Here is a 22,038-nt window from a genome sequence, read left to right as displayed (position 1 = left end):
ACGTCTACGCCTTCACCCTCTGGCTCGCGCTCGCCCTGGTGGTCATCTTGGCGATGATCCAGCTCGGCGCGGCGGCCTTCAAACGCGAGGGGGCCTCGCGCGGGCGTTCATCGGCGCCGGCCAGTTCGTCCTGGTCTGCGCCTGCTGGTTCGGCTACTGCGTCATGATCGTCGCGGCCTGCGGCGCCATCACGAAAGCGCTGATGAAGTCCGCTGCTCAAGGTGCAGACCTGGCCCGACTGGGATCCCCTGGGCGGCCTCGGCGTCGACGACATCACCGAGGCCGGCGTGGCCACCGCGCTGGCTTTCCTCGGCATCTTCCTGTGGCTGGCCGCGATCGGACACGTCCTGGTCTACCTCGCGAGGGCGGCCTCGCTGCTGGTCCTGGTCGCCACCGGCCCGCTCGCCGCGGCCGGGTTGGTCTCCGACTTCACCCGCTCCTGGTTCTGGAAGTCGCTGCGCTGGTTCCACGCCGCGGCGTTCACCCCGGTGCTGATGGTGATGGTGCTGGGCATCGGCGTGCAGTTCGCCAACGCGTCGCTGCCCACCTCGCAGACGGCACCGCCAAGGCGTTCGGCACGGCCCTGCGGCGGTCATGACGATCCTGATCAGCGTCGTCGCGCCGCTGGCGCTGTTCAAGCTTCTGGCCTTCGTCGACCCCCGGCACCCCCAGCGGCGCGTCGTTCCGGCAGGGCATGGCCATCCAGGGCGGCCTCCAGGGGCTGCTGAGCGGCGGCGGTGCCGGCGGCGGCTCGTCGGCCGCCTCGACCACCGACGGCAACGGTCGCTCGTCGGGTGAGCAGAGCGCCGAGGCCTCGACGGGGCGACCGGTTCAGCAAGTCCACCCAGGGCGTCCTCGGCAGCTTCGGCCCGGTCGGACAGGCGTTCGCTGCCGGGCTCGGGATGGTCAGCAGCGCCGGAGCGAAGGCCACGTCCCTGATGTCGGACGAAACCAACCAGGCCGGCGTCGGGCAGAGCACCTACGGACCCGACTTCAGCCAACATGGGTGGCCGCCAGTCCGGCCAGTCCGGCGGCCAGTCGGGCGACCAGAGCAGCGGCACGCACCGGGCTCGCAGAACAGCGGGGACGACGACTCGCCGTTGCCGACCCCGCCTGCCCCGCCTGCCCCGCCCACCCCGCCGACGCTGCCCACCGGCGGCGGACCCGGCGGTGGCTCGGGTGGCGGCTCGGGCGGGCAGGGCGGCGGCTCTGGCGGACAGGGCGGCGGTGGTGCCGGAGCAGCGCCCAAGACCCCCGGCCGCGGTGGCGGCGGGGAGCGGCCGGAGGTGCCGGCGGAGCCGGTGCAGCAGGCGGCGCGATCCCCCCGGTGGCGGTGTAGCCGATGCGCCGCACGACCTGCCCCCAGCCCCAATCGACATGCAGTGACCCGGAAGGAAACCGACGATGACCATCTACGCCGACTACCAGCGCGACCGCATCGGCTGGTTCTTCGGCCTCTCCGGAGGCCAGCTGATGTTCCTGGCGCTGGCCAGCCTGCCGGCGTTCTGGGCGATCAGCCGCGGAGCGTGGTTCTCTGCGTTCCTGTTCGCCCTGGTCTGGCTGTTCCTGCTGGCCATCACCGTCGTCCCGGTCCGGGGCCGCTCGGCCACGGGCTGGGTGTTCGCCTCGACGATGTACGCCGTCGGCGGGCTGCTCGGCTGGACCTCGTTCCGTGCCAGGCCACCGAGGGCCGCGCCGAGGACCTCGACACCCCCGATCTCCCCGGGTGCTGCAGGGCATCAAGATCCACGACGGCCCGCCGCACGGCTCCCAGCTGCAGCGGGTCGGAGTGATCCACGATGACGCGACGAAGACCTGGGCAGTCACCGCCTCGATCGTCCACCCCGGCATCGGCATGAAGGACACCGAGGAGCGCAGCCGTTACGGCGAGGCGCTGGCCGGGCTGCTCGACGTCGCCGGCCGCACCGAGAAGGTCGACGAGATCCTGTTCATGGTCCGCACCGTCCCCGAGGACGGCGCCGAGCGCGATCTGTGGGTCAACAAGCACCGCCGCGACAACGCCCCCCAGCTGTCCGAGGTCGTCAACAGCGACCTCGCGGTGGGCCTCACGCAGGCGTCGGTGCGCACGAGCAGTTCGTGACAATCGTCGTCCCGGAGACCCGGATCGCCCGGTCGGCCAAGGAGTCCGGGGGCGGCTTCGAGGGCCGCTGCCGCGAGCTCTACCTGCTCATGGCCGAGATCGAGGCCCAGCTGCGGGGCCCGATGGGGATGACGTCGGTCCGCTGGCTCACCTCGCCGGAGCTCGCCCTGGCGTCCCGGACCGGGTTCGCCCCAGGCGATCGCGCCGGCATCGTCGAGGCCCTCGCCATGCGGGAGAAGGACCCGAGCGTGAACGCCGACGTCCCGTGGGCGCTGGCCGGGCCCTCGGGCGCGGATGCGACGGTGCGGCACTACAGCCACGACGCGTGGAACTCGATCAGTTCCACCATCAAGCTCCCGACCCGCGGCGTGGCGATGGGCGCCCTGGCGCCGATCCTCACCCCGAGCGAGTCCGGTGAGCGGCGCTCGTTCGTCGTCTCCTTCCCGATCGTGTCCCAGTCCAAGGCCGACCGGCAGTCCGGCAACGCCGAGTGGGCCGCAGACCTGGCTGAGGGGATGAACGAGAAGCTCGGCCGCAAGACCCGTGCCAAGCAGCGCGACGAGGCCCACAAGGCCGCGGCCTGGACGCCAAGCTGGCCCACGGCAACGCGCTGGTCCGGCCTTACGCGGTGTGCACGGTCACGGTTCCCAAGACGCTGCGGATCACCGAGTTCGGCCGTCGCCTGGACGCCTCGATCCGACGCGCCGGGTTTGCGCCCCTGCGGCTCGACCTGGCCCAGGACGTCGGTTTCGCCGCCTCGACCATCCCCGTCGGGATGAGCCTGACCCGGAGCGGAGACGCCTGATGCCCACCACGACCCGCCGGAACCGCGGCGGCGCCGATCGAGGCAGGGACATGGCGGCCTTGTTGTCCGACTTCGGCCACGACCTGCCCACGATCCCCCCGCTCGCCCCGGAGGCCAAGGAGCCCCGGATCTTCAAGTACGCCCCGCGCCGCGGTGCAGCTCGTCGCGGCCGCGGCTGGGCGCCCGTCACGGCCCCGGCGCAGGCCTGGCGGATGACCAGTGACCAAGCACCGGTGTTCTGGCCGTTCGTGTCCGCGCCGGCCCTGCCGCCGACCGGGGCGCAGATGGGCGTCGACCAGCTCTCCGGCGGCTCGTTCTACTGCGACCCGTTCGGCTGGGTGCTGCGCGACGACGTGTCGGCGACCAACCCGAACATCTTCCAGTTCGCCAAGCCCGGCACCGGCAAGTCCGGCACCACCAAGGCGTTCTGCACCCGGATGATGCCCTTCGGCTACCGCACCCTGGTCTTGGGTGACCCCAAGGACGAGTACGAGTCGCTGTGCCGCGCGCTCGGTGTCGAGCCGTTCGTCATCGCCCCCGGCTTCTGGGCACGAATCAACCCCCTGGCCATGGGCCCGCTCGGCCACGACTGGGAGAAGCTCTCGGCCGAGGAAGCCCAACGGCGCACGACGATCATCTTCAAGCGCTGGCTGGTCCTGATCCGCGGCCTGGTCGGCAGCATGAAGCTCGACGACCAGCGCCGAGTGCCGTTCGGGCCCGACGAGAGCGACGTCGTCCGCAACGCCTTGGCGATCCTCACCGGCTACGCCGCCGGCAACTCGATCCTCACCGAGACCACCATCCCGCGGCTGTGGGACCTGCTGCGCAACCCCACCGAGGAACTCGTCCGGGCGTGCGAGTACGGGAACACCCGCCAGTTCCTCGACCAGACCCGGCTGCTGCGCAACGCGCTCGGTGAGCTGGTCACCGGCACCCTGGCCGGCCTCTTCGACGACTTCACCAACATCGAGGTCGACTGGCGCGCCCCGATCCAGTCGTTCAGCCTCTCCCGGCTCGACGGCCTCGGGACGAGGCCGTGGGCATCGCGCTGCTGTGCATGAACTCCTGGGGCCGCGGGCTGCGCGAGATCGCCGAGCCCGGCGACCTGCGCATCGTCGTGCGCGACGAGGTCTGGAAGCAGATGCGCCTCGGCGTCTCCGCGGTAATGAGCTTCGACGCCGACCTGCGGCTCTCGCGCGGCATGGCCGGCAAGGGCGGCGACATCCAGTTCGCCAACCTCCACAAGCCCTCCGACCTGCTCTCGGTCGGCGATGCCGACTCCCAGGCCGCGATGATCGCCAAGGACCTCCTCGAACTGGCCGACATCAAGATCCTCGGCGGGCAGAAGCCGCGCGTCGCGCGCGAGCTCGACTCGATGCTCGGCTTCGGCCCGATCGCCCAGGACCTCGTCTCCGGGTGGGCGATGCAGGACAAGGGCCGCGCGCTGTGGTGCGTCGGAGACGCCACCTACAAGGTCCAGACGGTGCTCCACCCGCTGGAGAAGAAGCTCTACTACACCAACGAGGCCATCGAGGCCGCCGGCTGAGGCGCTCGGGACTGACCTGTCGTGAAGAAGCTACTCCTCGCCGGACTGCCGGTCCTGATCGTCTTCATGGCCCTGCCGTTCGTCGTCACCCTGATGGTGGTCATGACCACGACCGCGGCAGCCGAGTGCCGCACCCAGACCAGCGAGACCGCACCCACTGAGCTCGGCGACCTCGGTGTCATCGACGGTCCCGTGGGCGGTCCGGTCAAGGGCAAGGTCACCATGGCGCAGGCCAACATCCCGCGCCGCTCCGGTCTCGACGGCTTCCGGGCCTCCATGCCCCGGGTGCTGTCGACGAACCCCGACTTCGTGAGCCTCAACGAGGCCAGCGGCTGGAGCCTGGCGCAGATCGAGGCGGCCGCCCCCGGCTACGACGCGTTCCGGGTCGCCGACCACACCGGCGACAACAACTCGATGGGCAACGTCGTGCTGTGGAAGCGCGACACCTGGTCCAAGGCCAACGGTGGCCGGGTCACCCTCGCCGTCGACGACAACACCTACTACAAGGGCCGCCCGGTCACCTGGGATCGGTTCGCCACCTGGGTGATCCTCGAGCGCGCCGACGGCGCCGTGGTGTCGGTGATCTCGACCCACCACATGACCAACCCGCACAAGTACCCCCGCCAGCACAGCAACCCGCCGCTGACCCGGCCCCAGCAGTACGGCGCCGGCATGGACATCCTGCTGCAGCTGCGGAACTCCCTGGCCACCCACGGCCCGGTGCTCATCGGCGGCGACATGAACACCCACGCCTCCTACACCGACCTCCCGTGGACGGCGGCCGCCAAGATGAAGGCCGCCGGCTACGGCTGGCACAACCACTCGGTCGACTTCATCTTCTTCCCCCAGTACCAGGGCGTGCGGCTCGAGGGCGGCTGGGACGGGACCATGGTCTCCGACCACCACTGGATCGCCGCCCGCATCGCCATGAACGGCGCCGGCCCCGAGAGCGCCCCCACGACCGCGGCCACCAGCGAAGGTGTGGTGAACGCCGCCCACACCACAAGGACGTCGGCCGAGCCCCCGTCCGGCGACGTGCTCGCCCAGCTGATGCAGCTGCGGTTCGCCTCCAGCTACCCGACCCTGACCACCGAGCAGGCCCGCAATGCGATCACCATCGCCCAGGTTGCCCGCGACCTCCAGGTTCCCCGCTACGGGCTGCAGATCGCGATCGCCACCGCGATCCAGGAGTCCAAGCTGGTCAACCTCACCGGCGGCGACCGCGACTCCGGCGGCCTGTTCCAGCAGCGTCCCTCGACCGGCTGGGGGAGCCGTGCTGAGGTCACCAACCCCGTCCTCGCCGCGCGTGCCTTCTTCGGCAAGGCCCAGCACACCGGCAACCCCGGCCTGCTCGACATCCCCGGCTGGCAGGACATGCCGCTCACGCAGGCGGCCCAGGCTGTGCAGCGCTCCGGCTTCCCCGACGCCTACGCCCAGTGGGAGGGCGTCGCCGGCGACATCACCGAGCTGCTCGGCGGCGACCTACCCGACCTGCCAGGCGTCGACGGCGAGGTCTCGAACGCGAGCAACTGCGAGGACACCGTCAACCCGATCACCGTCGGGACCTTGAACATCTTGGGCGCCGGCCACACCGACAACCAGGCGGGCGGCGGCAACGAGAAGGCCGGGTACGCCACCTGGGACAAGCGTCTGCCCGGGGCACTCAGCGCGATCGAGAACGCCGGCGTCTCCATCGCCGGCCTCCAGGAGGTCCATGGCCCCCAGGCCAAGGCCCTGGCTGAGCGCTACTCGGCCAAGTGGGGCATGTACCCGGCCACCGGCAACACCCAGAACAAGGTGATCTGGGATCGCGGCAGCTGGCAGATGACCGACTCACGCCTCGTCCAGATCCCGTACTTCAACGGCAAGGACGTCGGGATGCCGGTCGTCCAGCTGACGGGTGCGGCCGACAGCGTCAACGCCGGGCAGGTCATCTGGGTCTGGAGCATCCACAACCCCGCCAACACGCAAGGGAACGCCTCCGGGCACCGCCAGGAGGCGCTGCGCCGCCAGCTGGCCACCATGACCGAGCTCGCCGGCACCGGCACCCCGGCGGTGATCCTGGGCGACTTCAACGACGGCAAGGACGGCCAGAACTCCTCACACTGCGCGCTGACCCCTGAACTGAGCAACGCCTTCGGCGGATCAGCGGAGCCCTGCAAGAAGCCCAAGCAGGACGCGCCGATCGACCACATCTACGGCGCCAACCTCACCTGGGCCAGCGCCGAGGTCGACAACAGCACCCAGGCCAACAAGATCGCTGACCACCCGCTGGTGACCGCCACCACCGCCGGCAGCAGCGCGGGCTGCGCGGTGGCGACCGAGACCAACTACAACCTCGGCCCGGTCAAGCCGCAGCTGACGCAGCTGGTCAACATCCTCGGCCCGATGTTCGACATCAAGACCGTCGGCGGCTACCGCGAGAGCGCCACCGACCCCCACGGCCACCCGGCCGGCCTGGCGGCCGACTTCATGGTCCCGCTGACTCCCGCCGGCAAGGCCCAGGGGGACGCGCTCGTGGCGTACGCCCAGGCCCACGCCCGCGAGCTCGGGATCGACTACATCATCTGGTACCAGCGCATCTGGTCGGTCGCGCGAGCCGACGAGGGCTGGCGGCCGATGGAGGACCGAGGCTCGGCTACCGCGAACCACCTGGACCACCCGCACATCAACGTGCTCCCCAACGCCCAGGTCTCCCCGGTCGGCCTCGAGGGCGCGTCCTGCGACGAGGTGGTCTACCCGGTTCCCGCGCAGTACATCGGAACGGACCGGAAGAACTGGCACGACACCGGCCCCTACTGGACCAACTGGCACACCGGAACCGACTTCTCCGCCCCGTGCGACACGACCGTCTACGCCGCCCACGCCGGCACCATCGAGATCGACACCAGCCAGAGCTGGGCCGGCAAGCAGCTGGTCAAGGTCACCACCGGCGCCGGCTCTCTGACCACCTGGTACGCGCACATGCAGAGCGTCACCGTCAGCCGCGGCCAGACCGTCGCTGCCGGCGAGCCGATCGGTGAGGTCGGCAAGGAGGGAAACGGCTCCGGGTGCCACCTTCACTTCGAGGTCCACCTCGAGAACGGCTCCATCTACGGACCCGACAACGTCGACCCCTCGACCTGGCTGGCTGAAAACGCCTCGAAGTCGAGCCGGTCTGTGTGATCGCTGCCGGGCCCTCCCGACACATAGGTGACCAGCCAGAACTTCGACCACCCACGATTCCTGGAGGTGGAATCCAATGCAGCGAGAGCGACGACGCGACCCCTACCCCTGGACCTGGGAGATCCCTGTAGCCGTGGCCCTGGCGGCCCTGTTCGTCGTCGTGATCGGCATCCAGCTGGGCCGCTCCGTCGCGAACCTACTTACCGGCGCCGGCTGGACCTGGCCCGACGCCAACGCCGGCGCGTTCCCCTCACCGATCGGCACCGCCTTCTGGACCAGCCTCCCCGGCGTGGTCGGCGGGCACGCCGACGCCGGCCTGCCCACACCGACACCGGACGGCCTGGCTGGCCGCGGCCTGGTGTGGGTCAGCCTCGCGATGACCGAGGTCGCGCTGCTGAGCGCCAGCATCTGGGTCGGCGTCTGGGCCTACCAGCGGTGGGGCCCGGGACGCATGCGCGGCATGGCCACCGCCGCAGAGGCCGAGAAGATCCTGGGCGTCACTCGGCTGCGCAAGGTCGCCGGCATCGTCCGCCCCGACCTCTACGGCAAGCACGCCACCGCCACGGGGGCACCCGTTCAGCGCACCGCCGGCGACCTCACCGAACAGACCGGGCCGCAGCTCGGCCACGGGCTCAGCCCGTGGCTCCTGAACGGCCGCCGGACGAAGGAGGAGGAGCGATGAAGCTGAGGTTTAACCCGTGGGACGTGGGCTGGCGCATCGGGGACGCGCACGAGCCGCGTGGCGGCGAGCTGTGGGTGCCGTGGGACCGCACCGCCGGCGTCATTGGCCCGCAGGGCTCCGGCAAGACCCTCGACCTGCTCACCCCGGCGCTGCTCAGTGCCCCGGGCGCTGCCCTGGTCACCCTGACGAAGGTCGAGGACCTGGTGCTGAGCCTCACCGAACGCTCCCGCGACGACCGGCCGTGCGTGGTCCTCGACCCGTTCGGGCTGGCCGAGGGCGTCGTCGACGAGCTGATCTGGGACCCGATCGCCGGCTGTGTGGACCCCAAGGTCGCCGAGCGGCGAGCCAAGGCCTTCACCGCCGGCACCGTCAAGGGTGCGATCACCGGCGGCACCGGGGACGATGCCGCCCGGTTCTACGCCGCGGAGTCGGCGAAGGTGCTGCAGGGCTACTTCCACGCCGCGGCCCTGACCGGGAAGACCCTCGAGGACGTCCTGCAGTGGGTCGCGAACCCGACCGCGGCCAGCCAGCCGATGGAGATCCTGCGCCGGCACCCGCACGCCGAGCCGTTCTGGCACGGCCTGCTGCACGGGGCGCTCAACGGCGACGACCGCACCGCCGGCAACACGATCACCACGGTGCAGCAGGCGGTGTCGTTGTTCTTTCAGGCCGACATCCGCCGCCGCTGCGTCCCCAGCCACGGGCACCCGGCTACCGACCTGGCCGACGTGATCCGTCGACGCGGCACCATCTACCTCCTGGGCCGCGAAGACCCCTACGCCTCGGCCAGCCCGCTGATGACCGCGGTGGCCGAGCACGTCTTGGACACCGGGCTGCTGCTGGCCAACAGCTCACCGTGGGGCGGCCGGCTGTGCCCGCCGCTGGTCTCGGTGCTCGACGAGCTGCCATCGACCGCACCGCTGCCGACCCTGCGCACCCGGATGGCCAACGAGCGCGCCCTGGGCCTGTCGTTCATCTGGGCCGCCCAGACTCGTCCCCAGCTGACCAGCATCTTCGGCGAGCACGAGGCCCGGGCACTGCTCGGGCTCACCAACACCCTGGTGATGTTCGGCGGGTCGAAGGACGTCGCGTTCAACCAGGAGATCTCCGACCTGCTCGGAACAGTCCGCATCGGTCGCGTCACCCACTCCACCGGGGGGTTCAACGGCGGTAGCCGCAACTTCTCCGGCGACGACATCCCCATCATGCGTCCCGAGGAGGTCCGCCAGCTCCCCGAGCGACGGGCACTGGTGATCGCCGAGAACGGCAAGCCGATCATCGCCAAGCTGCACCGCTGCGTGGAGGGCAAGGCCGGCGAGCGGCTCCTGGCCGACCAGCGGACGCTGCGCGCGCGGCTCACCAACGACCGCCGCATGGTCATCACCCCCGAGGCCCGGGCCACCGCCGCCCTCGTCGAGGCGCGCCGCCTCGGCTTCGTCGACGACGAGACCGAACCAACAAGGAGTGAGCTGTGACGACCGAACAGGCCCGACGGGCCGCACCCAGCCCGATGGTGTTCCCGTTCCCCGTGCCCGGCGAGCGGGTCCGGCTGGCCTACCGCGAGCTCCACATCGCCATCAACGGCACCGAGGAGCAGAAGAAGGTCCTGGGCAACCACGCCCTGCTGCCGCGGCCCTGGGAGCCGGCCATGTGCCTGGACCCCGAGCTGCGGCACCAGCTGTGGGAGTGGCTCGAGGATGTCGTGGCTTGGCTCAACCGCGAGTACACCTGGGACGTCTCCGGGCTCATCCCCAGCTGCTGGCCACTGCACCCGCACCTGGTCCACGAGATCGCGGTGCTGGCCGACCAGCGCCGCCGCGCCGGACTGGCGATGACCAGCGACGCGCTCGAGGAGTGGCACCGCTACTGCCTGCCCGGCTTCACCGACCGCATGCGGAACAGGCTGCGGGCCCACTGCGACGACGAGCACAAGAACTGGCCGGCCAAGCCGCGACACAACGAGCACCTGGGCGAGGCCAGCACCCAGCGGCGCGAGAACGCCTTCGCCCACGACGTCGACGCGCTGCCCGCCAGCCGACGGGCGTATGAGCAGCCCGAGCCGGTCGGTCGACCGCGTCTCGTCGAGGTCGACCTGGACACCGGCGAGATCAAGGACGACCCGCTCGGTGCGCAGCCGCGCACCCGAACTGAGAAGGGACCGAGGGAATGACAGAGGCAACGATGCAGACGAAGGAGCGTTCCGAGGCCATCGGTCGCGCGCAGCGCGCTCTCAAGGCCCTCGGCGAGCACCCGCGTTCGAGCAAGAAGGAGCTCGGCCACGCGCGCGAGCACCTCAACGCCTGCTACTCCCACAGCTCCGGCGAACACGTGTGGAACGCCGTGGCGCAGGTCGAGGCGATGGCCGAGCGTCGCTACGGCGTCCCCAGCGCCGAGGAGCACCGCCAGCTGGTGGAGCCGAGCGAGGACCTCGAGGAGCCCGCGACAGCCGCCCGCGGCCGCGCGGCCGAGGACCGTGCGCCTGTGTCGACGACGCCGGCGCACGATGTGGGACTCGCTCCCACCGCGTCGAGATGATGCCGACGCCTGCACCCGGTGCGCGAATCGGCCTCAGAACGCCGCTGAGAGACCGGGAACCCGGCCTACCGGGCACGGTGGCGCCAGCGCGTTGTCTCCGAGCGATTCTGAGCGATCCCGCCACTGCGGCCGTCAAGGCCTAGAGCCATGCCCGACCCCGTGGCCTACGCCCTCCTCATCGTCGCGGCGATCGCCTACCTGGGTGGCGCCGTCCTGGTGGTCGCGACGCTGGCCAAGGTCCTGGTCGCCTGGTCGGAGGGCTGGCGCACCCGCCGCGGCGCCGAGCCGGTCGACCAGGCGCTGCAGCAGCGGGCCGCCGCGGCGATGGCGGCCGTCGCGGAGCTCGCGGACATCGCAGCGCCTGGCACCGACGTCGTCGCGATCCTCGGTGCGCCTACCGGCGACGCGGACCGCGTCGTGGGCGACGGCGGACTGGCGGTGACCCGTTTCCGAGCGGGACACCCGGCCACCGTGGTGTTCGCACGGGCCGCACTCACCGGGCTCAGCTGTGCCGCGGTGCAGAGCCTGGCTGCCCACGAGCTCGCCCACGTCATCCGACGTGATCGGACCTCGGCCGCGGCGCACTACGCGTGGCTGCTCGGCTACCTGGTGCTCGTGCTCGCCGGCGGCGGCCTCACGATCACGGCGCTCGCGGCTGCGCCGCAGCTGGCCGGCCCGGCGATGCTGGCCACGATGACTGCCGCCGTCGCGTTCCTGGGCTTGCGCGTCGCCTTCGACCGGCGGGAGGAGATCGCCGCCGATCTGTTCGCCGTCGACCTGACGCGTGACCTGGACGCGGCCGCCGAGCTGATGCGGTTCTACGAGGACAACGTCGCCCGGCTGCTGCCTGATGGTGGTCTCGGCCGAGCGTGGGCGCGGCTCGAGCGACGCTGGTTCGCCACCCACCCTGAGCCGCAGGCACGGCTCGCCGCCATGCGCCGCCACCTGGTCGACCAGGCGGCCGACTAGCCCTCGACGCCGCCGGCACCACCGGCCACGGCCAGCGACCGCGGCTCGGGGCTGTAGGACAGCACTCCCTCACGCGCGAGAGTCCGGATGATCCGCTCCCGCAAGGCCGGCGCCCAGCCGAGCGCGTCACCGAGCTCGGTCCACGTCGGGCCGGCGCCGGTGCGTTCCCACACGCCGGCGACGTACGCCTTGGCCCGCTCGGCGTCACGATCGACTGCGGTCCGCGCGGTGGCGGCGGCCTCTTCGCGCGCCTGCTGCTGCTCTCGCCACCCTGTCTCGAAGACGTCTATTGCGGGGGCGACCCAGCCCGGAGACTGCGCGGTCAGATGCACCGCCAGCCGGTGCCGCGGCAGCCCGGGGCGCCCTGCGGCGCCCACCAGATCTACCTACGCGTCGACCAGCTCGTCCGGCGGGGTACCTGCGTAGCCGGCGACGGCAAGGAACTGCCGCACCTGAGCGCGCGTCGCACGCCGGGGTCGCTTCGTGGCAGACATGACACCTTGATCGGCCGGGGGAGTGGGCGCCCAAGACTACTGACGGAAGCCGGACAGTCCGTCCAGTCAGCGTCGCGGAGTGCCGCGCCGCGGCGGCCGCGGGCGGTTGACGTCCTGCCGGTCGCGCGCGGCTCCCTGCGACGTGGTCGGCGCCGGGATGCTCTCGTCGGTGTCGATCGGGATCTCCAGACGGGAGACGATCCGGTAGCGCAGGTCGCGTGCGGGGCTGTCGCCCAGGGGCTTCTCGGCGACGATGGCACGGGTGGCGGCGCCGACGTCGTGACCGTGCTCGTGGGCCTGCTGCAGCATCGCTGCGGTGGCCGGCCAGTCGCCCTGCTCGAGCAGGCGCGGGTCGAGCTCGCGGGCCAGCGGCGCCCACCGCTCGGCCGGCGTCTTCTCGTCCGCGGCCGAGAGTCGGGCACGGACCTCGCTGCTCTTGTGCAGCTCGGCCAGCGCAGCCTTCCGCGGGTCGGCGTCCCACGTCTTGACCGCGTCCCGCAGGTCCCGGCCGGCCTGCAGTTGGGAGAGCTGCAGCCGTGCGCGCACCTGGTTGACGCCCGGCTCCCAGGCCCGGCTGGGACGGGCCGAGATGACCCGCATGGCGGCCACCGGCCCCTGCTCGGCGCCGAGGGGGTTGTCGAGCCGCTCGGTGAGGAGCTGGTCGCCCAGGGACCGGAAGGCGGGCTGGCCGCTGGCCACCGCAGCGGTGAGCGCGGCCGGGCCGCGCTGAGCGAGCAGGTCGGCAGGGTCGAGTCCGTCGGGGAACCGGGCGTAGCCGGGGTCCATGCCGTGCGGGGTCAGCATCCAGAAGTCGCGCTCGGCCGCGACCTGGCCCGCCAGGTCGGCGTCTCTGGCCACGATCGGGTCGCGGCCGACGGCGGCCAACTGGGCGGCCTGCTCATCGGTCAGGGACGTGCCGAGCGGGGCCACGCCGAGGTAGAGGCCGGCGCTGGCGATCGTAACGGCGACCGCGTCCATCGGGCCCTCGACGATCACCGGGACGGCGCCCTCGGCGAGCACTTCGTCGACGACACCGAACAGCTGCGCGCCCTTGTGGAACAGCGGAGTGTCGGCGGTGTTGAGGTACTTCGGTCCGGCCTTGTCGTCATCGGTGAGATCGGGGCGGCGGCGGCCGACGAAGCCGAGCACCTCGCCCTGGTGGATCACCGGGAACATCACGCGGTCACGGAACCGGTCGATGAGGCGACCAGTCCGTGCCTCCACAGCGACGCCGGTGGCGAGCATCTCGGCGTCGCTGACGCCGCGGCCGCGGAGGTGGTCGACCAGGTTGGTCCAGCCGGCCGGAGCCTGACCGGGGCGGAACCGCTCGTCGCCGGCGAGGTCGACGCCGAACCGGCCGGTGAGGTAGTCGCGGCCCCACGAGTCGGTGAACCGGGACTCGAAGAAGGTCTGTGTGAGCTCGTTGATCTCGACCATGCGCTCACGCGTGACGGGGGAGGAGTGCCACTCCTCGGCCCGCTGGTACATGAGCCGGATATCGGCGTCGGTGGGCTCCAGCCGGGTGCCGCCGAGGTCGCGGATGTAGGCGGCCAGCGTCAGGTCGCTCTCGATGTTCTGGTCCTCGTCGACGTCGACTAGGTCCTCCTCGAGCGCGTCGACCTGGTGCTCGTCGACCAGGTCGACGGGGGGCTCGAGGTCCGTGTCGGGGTCCTCAGCAAGCGGCCACGGGATGTCGTCGGACTGGTCGACGAACATCGCCTGGTCGGGTTCGATGCCCTCCCACAGGTCCGCGGGCGGCTCCTCGAAGTGGTACTCGTGCGCGTGCTCGTCGGGAGCGGTCTCCAGCGCGATCGAGGTCCGCCAGACCAGTGCCTGGCACTCGTCGACGCCCTCCCAGCCGTCGCTCGGCAGCGCCCGGCCGGCGCCCAGAAGGGCCTCGACCTGCCATCCGCGCTGCAGGCCCTGGTCGACGTTGGAGACCAGCGCGGGCCACCAGGTGCTGGCCTGGATGCTCGCGGCGCGCTCGGGACCGAACAGGTCCGCGAGCCGCGGCGCCCAGTCGGTGGTGACGCTCTCGCCGTGGGAGCCGTCGCCGATCTGGGCGGCGACCGCGGGTGTGAGGTGGCGGGCCATGCGCCACCAGAGCGCGGCCGCGGCGAGCTCGTCGGGCAGCGCGCCCGCCGGGTGATCGGGTGCGGCGGCGGTGCGCAGCAGCTCGTGAGCCGTGACGCCGGCGCGAGACATCGCGGCCAGCCGCTCGGCCAGGAGCGGGGTGAACTCGTCGTCGCGGACCTGCGGGGCGAGCGAGTAGAGCAGCTGGCGCCATTCCTTGAGGGCCGGCGTGTGGTCACCGCTGACGGCCCGGTTGAGTCGCCGCTGCCAGGTCGCCGGTGCCTTCTGCAGCTGCGGGGCGCCGGTCGGTCGCCGGTCGTCGGCGGGGACCTGCATGGCTGCGCGCCAGACCTCGACGTCGGCCACCGTGGTGGCCTCGGGGCGGATGCCGTTCTGGGCCCACACCGGCAGCGAGGCCTGTTCGGAGGCGCGGGTGTGGACCTGGTCGGCGAGCTGCTCGACCAGGTGCGCGCGCTGGGCGAGGTAGGCACCCCAGTGCGGGTCCTCGGCCAGACGTGCCGGGATCCCGGGCATCCACGGGAGCGGGCCGGCGCCCGCGTTGCGCAGGCCGGAGGCGTCCAGGCGCCAGTCCAGGACCGCGGCACGGTCGCGTGCGCTCTCCAGCTCCCGGTCGCCGGCGGCGGCCCGGAGCGCTTCGACGGGGTTCTCGCCGGCCGCGCCGAGCAGCAGCAGGTGGGCGCGCAGGGTGGGCCAGGCGGCCTCATCGGACAGCCCGGGAGTCAGTGTCTCGACGGCGGTGTCCAGCGCGTCGACCATGTTGACCGTGGTGCCGTCGACGCCGGTGGTGGTGTCGTGGCGCAGCAGGTCCTCGGCGGCGACGTAGAGGCTGTCGAGGTAGCGCTGGGCGGCTTCGCCGAGCCGGGTGGCCGGGTCGGCCTGCTCGCGGAGCAGGCTGGTCGCGGACCGCTGGGCGTCGTCGCGGGCCAGCATCGACTCGAGGATGTCGGTGGGGGTGAGCGGCCGGACCAGGGTCGGGTGGGTGACCGAGTGCGGGTCGCCGTCGCCGACGACCTCGAGGTAGACGTGGTTGGCGTGCGCGCCGCGGGTCATCATCGTGTAGAGCTGCTGGCGCGACTCGGTGCCGGTGGTCAGGCCGTGCATGGTGTCGGCGGTGACGCCCTGGGCGGTGTGCACGGTGCACGCGTAGCCGAGCTCGGTGGCCTTGGCGACGTATTCGCTGGGCAGTCGCACGGTGCGGCCGTGCTGGGTGTGCTGGACGGTCAGGTCGCCGCCGTCGTGGATCTCCAGGACGGTCCAGCGGTCGCCGTTCTTCACCCAGTCGGTGGCCGAGGTGCGCAGCCGGCGGTCGTTCTCGCGGGTGATGATCAGCTCGCCGATCGACGCCTCGTTGCCGTCGGCGAGCCGCCGCACCGGGCCACTGCTGGCGACGTCGGCCGGGTCGATCCCGTCGAGGCGGTGGGCGCGGGCCTGCTGGTTCAGCTCGCTGACCAGGTCGCGGGTGGGGGCGAGCATGATCGAGTCCAGCCCGGCGGCGCGGTCGGCCTGCCAGGCGGCGAAGACCTCCTCGGTCATGGTGGCCAGGTCGCCGACGTGGACCCGGTCGCGGTCGAGGTAGAAGCCGAGCGCCTCGCTCTTGCCATCGCGCAGGGCTAGCGACGCTGCGCCCTCGGCGGGGTCGGTGAACCGGACCAGTTCGGTCAGCTGGAGCGCGCCGTGGGTCGCTTGGATGTCGCGGAGTACGCCGCCGGCGCCGATCGCGGAGAGCTGCTGGTCGTCGCCGATCAGGCGGACGCTGCCGCCGCGCTCGAGGATGTAGGAGACGGCGGCGTCCAGGGAGAGGGTGTCGGCCATGCCGGCCTCGTCGATCACGACGAGGGTGGGGGAGTCGATGCCGGCGACCCAGTCCGGCATCGCGGCACCGGTCTGCCGGGCCTGCTCGAGGGAGTGGGTGAGCTTGGCCAGGGTGTCGGTCTGGGTGTCGATCTGGGAGCGCAGGGCGTCCGCGGCCGCCGCTGAGGGAGCGAGGCCGATGATGGTGCCGCCGCCGTCGGTCCAGGCGCTGGCCAGGGCTCGCATCGCGGTGGTCTTGCCCGATCCGGCGGGGGCGATCGCCAGCTGGAGCCGGGCGCCGGAGGTGGCCATCTCCCGTACCAGCGTGGCCTGTCCGGCGTTGAGGGTGATGCCGTTGGCGGTCGACTCCAGCAGTGCCAGGTCGACCGAGGACGCCTCGACGGCGTATCCGTCGGGGCGGCCGGCGGCGTCGACCAGGCGCTGTTCGGCGGCCAGTACCTTGCTCGAGGTGAACAGGTCGGCGCCTGCCTGGGTGTAGACCGAGGACCCGTCTGCGCGGCGCAGCTGGACCGGCTCGCTGATGGTGTCCCAGGGGCGGGCCATGCTCACCGAGTGGCCGTCGAGGACCTCGCTGACCAGCAGGTCGACCACCTGGGAGACCTGGTTGGTGGGCACGTTGGCGGCCCGGACCTGCCGCTGGGCTTCGGCGTAGACGTGCCAGTACTGCCAGGTGCTCCGGCCACCTTCCATCGTGGCCACGATGCGGTCGGTGGTCTTGGCGAACCAGGCTGAGTCGGCCAGGGAGCGGGCCGCGCCCTTTGGGTTGAGTGCCCCGTGGACCATCTGCTTGACCCGCTGCGGTGTGCCGAGCACCTCGACGGCCTCGCGGTTCCAGGTCTCGCGCTGCTCGGCCAGCGAGCGGGGCTCGTGTTTGGCCTCGCGGGTCTCCAGCGTCGCCTGTTGGGACAGCTGGATGGTCTCTACCGGGGTCGGGGGCCGGCCGTGGGTGGCCTGGAACGCCGCGGCGAGGATCTTGCGGCGGTCCTCGACGCTGGCGCGGCGCTTGGAGAACCGGCGGTTCAGGTCGGGGTCGACGCCGACGATCTCACGCACCGGCCGCTTGCGGGCGTCCTGGTTCGGGCGCTCCTCGAACCGCACGCCGAGGGCGTCGACCAGGTGCCGCTCGAGCGCGGTGTTGTAGGTCTCCGAGGCCGAGACGACCGCCTTGTGCAGCGGCCGGCCGTCGATGGCCAGCCATTTGCCGTCGAGGGTCTGGACTTTGTTGGCGACGGCGACGTGCGTGTGCAGATCGGGGTCTCCGGCGCGGGAGTCGCGGTGGGTGAACGCCGTGGCGACCAGGCCGCGGACGTCGACCTGGCGTACGCCGTTGGTGCCCTGGCGGGTGAACAGTGCCTTGGTCTCGATGAAGTTCAGTGCGTCCTTGACCGCGGCCTGGTGGGCGCGCTCGATCACCGCGGCGGTCTTCGGGTCGGAGATTGCCCACAGGGTCGAGACGCTCTTGACGGGGGAGAAGGTCAGGTCGTAGCCGGCGACTGCGTTGGTCTTGGGGCGGGAGTGCTTGGCGATCGTGGCGGCGAGCTCGCGGGCGTCGGCGGGTTCGCGGCCGTGTTCGGCGCGGAAGAACTCAGCCGCCACCTCGGTACGGATTCTGGCGCGCTCTGCGGCGGGGACGGGGTAGTCGCCGGGGAGGCCGGCGGCCTCGTTCAACGCCGCGATGCGCTTGGCGACCTCGATCCGGAATGGGCTGATGTCGTTGTCGTAGACCTTGTAGGGAGTGCCGAGCCGGGCGGCGGTCTTGTAGTCCGCCTCGGTCGGCCGCTCGGCCTCATCGCGGCCGATCCGCAGGTCCAGCTCTTTGGTCCGCTGGGTGGCCAGCGGGTGGTGCCCGGAGCCGAACAGGCTCTGCATGTGGTCGGCGGTGACGATGTCGCCGGCATCGAGTCCCTCGATGCCTTCCATGCCGGAGCCGACCCACACGCCGGGGGTCTCGCCCTTCTCGGTGTAGTAGCTCGCCAGCCCGGTGTGGCCCTTGTCGGTGGCGTCCATTGCTGCGACCTGGCGGGTCAGGTAGTCGTACCCCGACCCCGCCGTCAGCTTGTGGAGGCTCATCGTCACGGTCACCTACGTGCGCGCGGGCGCGGCGGGCGATCACTTTCGGCCAGATTTCTACTCAGTTCTTTCTATTCTGCGGACCGAGAATGCAAGAGGTGTGTGGCACTTGGTCGGTCGCTGAAATCTGGGGGGACGCTGAGGGGCGTGGGTGACGGCTGGGGCGTCGGGTTCGGATCGGGTGGGCTGAACGGGTCGAGGGAGCGGGTTTGAAGGTTTCTGCGGTTCTGTGATCGCTCGGGGTCCGGGAAATGTCGTAGGTGACTGTCAGAGTCCATGTCGACACGAGTGAGGACCGGATGAGTCAGCAGACGATCAAGCAGCAGGCGCGGCGTACGGCGCGGGAGATGGCCGAGAAGCGGCGGCGCGAGCGCGAGGAGCGGGAGCGCCGGGTGATCGACCTGGCCGAGCGGGTCATGGTCGCGATCGGTGAGCGCGACGCGGCGGTGGCCGAGACCGAGAAGCGCGCGGGTGAGGCGCTGCGGGAGTTGACCGAGCGCGAGGGCCTGTCCCTGGGCGAGGCCGTCGAGTGGTGCGGCGAGACGATCACCGTGCGCGAGGCGACGCGACTGCGGCGGCTCGCCAGTGAGCCGCAGGCAGGCGACGACGGCGAGCAGGACAGCGACCGTGACGGCGCGCAGGGCGGCGACGATGCGGCGCTGGCGACCGCTGGGAGTGGGGGAGCGGGTGCCGGTTCGTCGGCTGGATGACGCCGGCCTCGCGGCGGTCGCGGCATCGATCACCGATCCGGCCGTGCTCGCGCGGTACCGGGCGAAGGTCGCCACGGTGCCGGGGAGCGAGTGCCTGTGGTGGACCGGCGCGGTTGCCGGTCGGTCCGATCGTGAGCGCACGGACGGAGGCGGACATGGCCGGTTCTGGTACGCGCCAGGGCGGGTGATCATCGCGCACCGGTTCGCGTTCGCGGTGATGAACGGGGTGGACGCGCTCGGGGAGGCGCGGCTGCTCGGGCATCGGTGTCACAACCCGCTGTGCCAGCGGATCGCACCGGATCACGTCGTGGTGTCGAGCGCGGCGCAGAACCGCCGGGAGTGGTCGGTGCAGCGGCGGCTGCCGTACAGCCCGCTGGCAGATCCGCGCGGGCCGCGACGGCGGGCGCGGGAACTGCGCGACCTGGCGCGCGAGGACCCGCAGCTGGTGGCCGACGACCTCGCGCGGCTCCAGGAGCTGCTGGGCGAGCAACTGACGCTCTGGTGAGGTTGGGCCGACGCAGAAGGCCGCCCGCAGCGGACAGCGCTACGGACGGCCTTGTGGGTGAGGGTCAGGCGGGCTCGCCGTCGAGGAGGCGACCGAGCGTCTCCCACAGGTCGAGGTAGCCGTCAGCATCCTCGGGCGACTGCTCGCCCCACTTGGCGTGAAGATCGCGGATGCGGTCGAGTCGGTCGAGACGGTCGGGGAGCGCGTCACGGGCGGCGGCGATGAACTCGACGTCGGCGGCAGGGCCGGTGGTCTTGAGGCCAAGCCGGTGGTCGTGCCCGGTGCAGTAGGCCACGAGGACGTTGTCGGGCAGCAGGGCGTCGGCGCGGTGGCGCGGATCTTGTCGCCGTCCGGAGTCCAGGGGCCGGGCGTGGCGCGTGCCTCCAGAGCGCGCAGGGTGGCGTCGTCGCTCATGCGGGCTGGTCCTCCCGGGCGGCGAGGTCGAGCCGCCCGGATGCGGCGGTCGCCACGGCGGTGATCCGGGCAGCCAGCGCCCGCAACTCGGCGGGCGTGCCCTGGATCGCCACCACGTCGTCACCGGCGAGGGTGAGGACCGGCTGACGATGCTCACCGGCACCCACCCAGTCCTCGCCGGGGGTGAACACCTGGACGTCGCGAGCGGCCAGCCACTCGATGTGCGCGCTCATGGGGTCACCTCGGCGGGCGCGGTGCCGATGAGGCGGCGGAACGCCTCCACGTCGGCCTCCAGGGTGAGCAGACGCCGGTGCTGATCGTCGGCTCGTGCGGCGACCTCGGTCAACACCTCCCGCAGTCCGTCGAGGAAGGCGACAACGTCGCGTGCGCTGACGTCTCCGCGTGGCGGGATCGGCACGCGAAGGTCAGCCGCGTAGGGAACTGCGTTCATGGTGACGCGGATGGCGCGCTGGTCGTCCGCGCTGATCACGGTGCCGGTCGGGTCCGGCTGGGTCTGCTCGGTCATGACTGCTCCTGTTCGGTGGTGCGGTGGGTGTGCTCGGCGTGGAGGGCGTCCAGTGCCGTGGCGACACTGGACAGGGCGGCGTCCAGGTGGGCGCGGGCGGCCTCGGGGGTCCAGCGGCGTACGTCGCGCAGCCGGTGCTCGATGACGATCAGGTCGCAGGCCGTCTCGCTGAGGGTGTGCCGGTCCTTGGCGGCGCTGGCGTCGACGTCGGCGGGCGTGGCGGTCGGCTGACTCATCGCAGGACGTCCTCGACTGCGCGGCGCTTGGCCTCGTCGAGCGTGCGGGTGCTGATCGCCCAGTGCTGCCCGTAGCCGCCGTCGACGTCGGCGTAGAACCCCGGGGCGAGGTAGGTCGCGTGGTCACCGGGCGTGATCCGGATCAGGTAGATGCGCCCGTGCGCGTGGACGCTGGCGTTGTGCGCGGTCCAGCGACCCGGCCAGCGGTCGTCGGCGTCTGCGGTGTGCCACTCCACCGGCGTGCTGTCGGGCGTCGTCGGGGCGGCGCTGGCGTGGGTGGTCGTGTCGGTCATGGCTCCTCCTTCGGTTGGGCCGGTGGCGGGCCGGACTCGGGGTCTCAGCCCGCCACCGGAGGAAGTGGCGAGATGGTCAGGCCGGGGCGAGCGCGGTCCAGGCGCGGCGCTTGATCCGGTCGGGGTCGTCGCTGGTGAGCACCCGCGTGGCGCGGGCGGTGTGCTCGTCGCCCTTGGTGCGGACCGGGGCGTAGTGGTCGACGTACTCGGCCACGGCCTGGTAGCCGGCCCACGCGGTGTCGCGGATGCCGGCCTGGGTGTCGGCGTCGGCGAACAGCCAGTGCAGCCGGGAGCGGCGGCGGCGCTCGGTCTCGCGGACTCGCTTGGTGGCGTTGGCCTCGGCCTTGCCGAACGTGGCGTCGATCAGGGCATCGAACGCGGCGTCGGTCATGGTCTGCTGGATCAGCCGCTCGGCCTCGACCTGGAACGCGTCGACGTAGGTGAACGTCAGCCCGAGCGCGTCGCGGGCGGCTTGCACAGCGGCCTTGGCGTTGCGGGTGTGCCGGATCGAGAACGACGACTCGTGGTTGCGCAGGGCCGCGCTCTGGGTGTTCGCACACACGACGCGGACCGGGGTGACGAGGATGCGGAACGCGCTTGAGCCGTCGTGGCTGTTGAGCGCGGCGATGTTGAGGTCGACGCGGTCGGTGCCGCCGACCGTGAACGAGTCCGGCAGCTGCATGGTGATGAACACCTGCCGTCCGCCGCGCAGCGACCCGGCGGTGTCGAAGATCGCGCCCGACTCGTCGGCCAGCAGGTTCAGGAACTCGGCGTGGTCCTCGTTCTGCAGCGGGGTGTAGCCGCCGCCGACGACGCCGAGCGCCTCGGGCGCTCCGGTGAACGGGTTGGTGCGCACCGTGGCGAAGCCGGGGACCTCGATCGCGGTGACGCCGCCCTCGCTGACCTCGGCGGTGGTGAGCGGCAACTTGCGGACGTCCCAGCCGCCCAGGTGGCCGAGCCTCATGGCTTCCTCGGCGGTGAACGCGCGGTCACGGACGGTGGTGCCCAGGCGGTGCCAGGCGTCCTTGCGGGCGAAGACGGCTGCGGCCTGCGTGCCGTGGGTCTCGATCTCGTGTGACAT

The 22,038-nt window shown here is 71.7% G+C and carries 21 protein-coding genes and 1 pseudogene; 13 read left to right on the top strand and 9 right to left on the bottom strand.

The features are described from left to right. Nucleotides 1–4 precede the first annotated feature (4 nt). A complete protein-coding gene (locus I601_RS21440; protein ID WP_169834734.1) occupies nucleotides 5–220 on the bottom strand; it encodes a hypothetical protein in 216 nt (71 codons plus the stop codon). Nucleotide 221: 1 nt separating this feature from the next. Here I601_RS21440 and I601_RS20960 point away from each other — a divergent pair, with 1 nt between their 5' ends. From I601_RS20960 to I601_RS20500, 11 genes and pseudogenes are all read left to right on the top strand, one after another. Next, on the top strand, nucleotides 222–728 hold the full coding sequence (locus I601_RS20960; protein ID WP_169834733.1) for a type IV secretion system protein: 507 nt from the start codon (nucleotides 222–224) through the stop codon (nucleotides 726–728). A 676-nt stretch (nucleotides 729–1,404) separates the two neighbouring features. Next, nucleotides 1,405–1,803, top strand: coding sequence for an SCO6880 family protein (locus tag I601_RS21630; protein ID WP_218917722.1), 399 nt, complete (start codon nucleotides 1,405–1,407; stop codon nucleotides 1,801–1,803). After that, nucleotides 1,727–2,880: pseudogene (locus I601_RS21620) on the top strand (SCO6880 family protein). Before I601_RS21630 ends, I601_RS21620 begins: the two are co-directional and overlap by 77 nt. A gap of 25 nt (nucleotides 2,881–2,905) precedes the next feature. Beyond that, nucleotides 2,906–3,967, top strand: a complete 1,062-nt coding sequence (locus I601_RS20530; RefSeq protein WP_237089502.1) for a hypothetical protein — start codon at nucleotides 2,906–2,908, stop codon at nucleotides 3,965–3,967. Continuing rightward, the gene (locus I601_RS21815) at nucleotides 3,943–4,452 is read left to right on the top strand and encodes a hypothetical protein (protein ID WP_237089501.1); all 510 of its coding nucleotides are present in this window, start codon (nucleotides 3,943–3,945) and stop codon (nucleotides 4,450–4,452) included. The genes I601_RS20530 and I601_RS21815 overlap by 25 nt, the downstream gene beginning before the upstream one ends. A gap of 21 nt (nucleotides 4,453–4,473) precedes the next feature. Continuing rightward, nucleotides 4,474–7,617 carry a VldE C-terminal domain-containing protein gene (locus tag I601_RS20525; protein ID WP_068104876.1) on the top strand — a complete coding sequence of 1,048 codons (3,144 nt, stop codon included), beginning with the start codon at nucleotides 4,474–4,476 and terminating at the stop codon, nucleotides 7,615–7,617. 76 nt (nucleotides 7,618–7,693) lie between these two features. After that, nucleotides 7,694–8,299, top strand: a complete 606-nt coding sequence (locus tag I601_RS20520; protein ID WP_157519771.1) for a hypothetical protein — start codon at nucleotides 7,694–7,696, stop codon at nucleotides 8,297–8,299. Beyond that, on the top strand, nucleotides 8,296–9,774 hold the full coding sequence (locus tag I601_RS20515) for a type IV secretory system conjugative DNA transfer family protein (RefSeq protein WP_068104873.1): 1,479 nt from the start codon (nucleotides 8,296–8,298) through the stop codon (nucleotides 9,772–9,774). The genes I601_RS20520 and I601_RS20515 overlap by 4 nt, the downstream gene beginning before the upstream one ends. Next, the gene (locus I601_RS20510; RefSeq protein ID WP_237089500.1) at nucleotides 9,771–10,469 is read left to right on the top strand and encodes a hypothetical protein; all 699 of its coding nucleotides are present in this window, start codon (nucleotides 9,771–9,773) and stop codon (nucleotides 10,467–10,469) included. The genes I601_RS20515 and I601_RS20510 overlap by 4 nt, the downstream gene beginning before the upstream one ends. 11 nt (nucleotides 10,470–10,480) lie before the next feature. Beyond that, nucleotides 10,481–10,834, top strand: coding sequence for a hypothetical protein (locus I601_RS20505; RefSeq protein ID WP_068104871.1), 354 nt, complete (start codon nucleotides 10,481–10,483; stop codon nucleotides 10,832–10,834). Nucleotides 10,835–10,981: 147 nt separating this feature from the next. Next, nucleotides 10,982–11,803: a M48 family metalloprotease gene (locus tag I601_RS20500; protein ID WP_068113998.1), complete on the top strand. Its 822-nt coding sequence runs from the start codon at nucleotides 10,982–10,984 to the stop codon at nucleotides 11,801–11,803. On the opposite strand, the gene I601_RS20495 is transcribed toward I601_RS20500, so the two are convergent. Together I601_RS20495 and mobF are read right to left on the bottom strand one after the other, a co-directional pair. Continuing rightward, nucleotides 11,800–12,180 (bottom strand): hypothetical protein, encoded by a 381-nt coding sequence (locus I601_RS20495; protein ID WP_068113995.1) that lies wholly within the window; start codon nucleotides 12,178–12,180, stop codon nucleotides 11,800–11,802. The genes I601_RS20500 and I601_RS20495 overlap by 4 nt on opposite strands. Before the next feature lie 183 nt (nucleotides 12,181–12,363). Then, a complete protein-coding gene (mobF, locus tag I601_RS20490; RefSeq protein WP_068113992.1) occupies nucleotides 12,364–18,273 on the bottom strand; it encodes a MobF family relaxase in 5,910 nt (1,969 codons plus the stop codon). A 299-nt stretch (nucleotides 18,274–18,572) separates the two neighbouring features. Between mobF and I601_RS20485 the strand changes: the two genes are divergently transcribed. Beyond that, the gene (locus I601_RS20485; protein WP_068113989.1) at nucleotides 18,573–18,983 is read left to right on the top strand and encodes a hypothetical protein; all 411 of its coding nucleotides are present in this window, start codon (nucleotides 18,573–18,575) and stop codon (nucleotides 18,981–18,983) included. Beyond that, nucleotides 18,961–19,488 carry a hypothetical protein gene (locus tag I601_RS20480; protein ID WP_084528249.1) on the top strand — a complete coding sequence of 176 codons (528 nt, stop codon included), beginning with the start codon at nucleotides 18,961–18,963 and terminating at the stop codon, nucleotides 19,486–19,488. Before I601_RS20485 ends, I601_RS20480 begins: the two co-directional genes overlap by 23 nt. Nucleotides 19,489–19,552: 64 nt before the next feature. Here the strand turns inward: I601_RS20480 and I601_RS20475 are convergent, their stop codons facing one another. From I601_RS20475 to I601_RS20450, 6 genes are all read right to left on the bottom strand, one after another. Further along, nucleotides 19,553–19,783 (bottom strand): hypothetical protein, encoded by a 231-nt coding sequence (locus tag I601_RS20475; RefSeq protein WP_068113983.1) that lies wholly within the window; start codon nucleotides 19,781–19,783, stop codon nucleotides 19,553–19,555. 115 nt (nucleotides 19,784–19,898) lie between these two features. Next, entirely contained in the window at nucleotides 19,899–20,135 is a 237-nt protein-coding gene (locus tag I601_RS20470; RefSeq protein WP_068113980.1) for a hypothetical protein, read from the bottom strand. Then, complete coding sequence (locus I601_RS20465) at nucleotides 20,132–20,428, bottom strand: hypothetical protein (protein WP_068113978.1); 297 nt, start codon at nucleotides 20,426–20,428, stop codon at nucleotides 20,132–20,134. Before I601_RS20465 ends, I601_RS20470 begins: the two co-directional genes overlap by 4 nt. Beyond that, entirely contained in the window at nucleotides 20,425–20,664 is a 240-nt protein-coding gene (locus tag I601_RS20460; RefSeq protein ID WP_068113975.1) for a hypothetical protein, read from the bottom strand. The genes I601_RS20465 and I601_RS20460 overlap by 4 nt, the downstream gene beginning before the upstream one ends. Beyond that, nucleotides 20,661–20,957 (bottom strand): hypothetical protein, encoded by a 297-nt coding sequence (locus I601_RS20455; RefSeq protein WP_068113972.1) that lies wholly within the window; start codon nucleotides 20,955–20,957, stop codon nucleotides 20,661–20,663. Before I601_RS20455 ends, I601_RS20460 begins: the two co-directional genes overlap by 4 nt. Before the next feature lie 76 nt (nucleotides 20,958–21,033). Next, nucleotides 21,034–22,038 (bottom strand): DUF932 domain-containing protein, encoded by a 1,005-nt coding sequence (locus I601_RS20450; protein WP_068113969.1) that lies wholly within the window; start codon nucleotides 22,036–22,038, stop codon nucleotides 21,034–21,036.

The organism is Nocardioides dokdonensis FR1436 (genome assembly GCF_001653335.1).
Lineage (GTDB): Bacteria > Actinomycetota > Actinomycetes > Propionibacteriales > Nocardioidaceae > Nocardioides > Nocardioides dokdonensis.
This window is presented reverse-complemented; position numbering and strand designations above follow the sequence as displayed.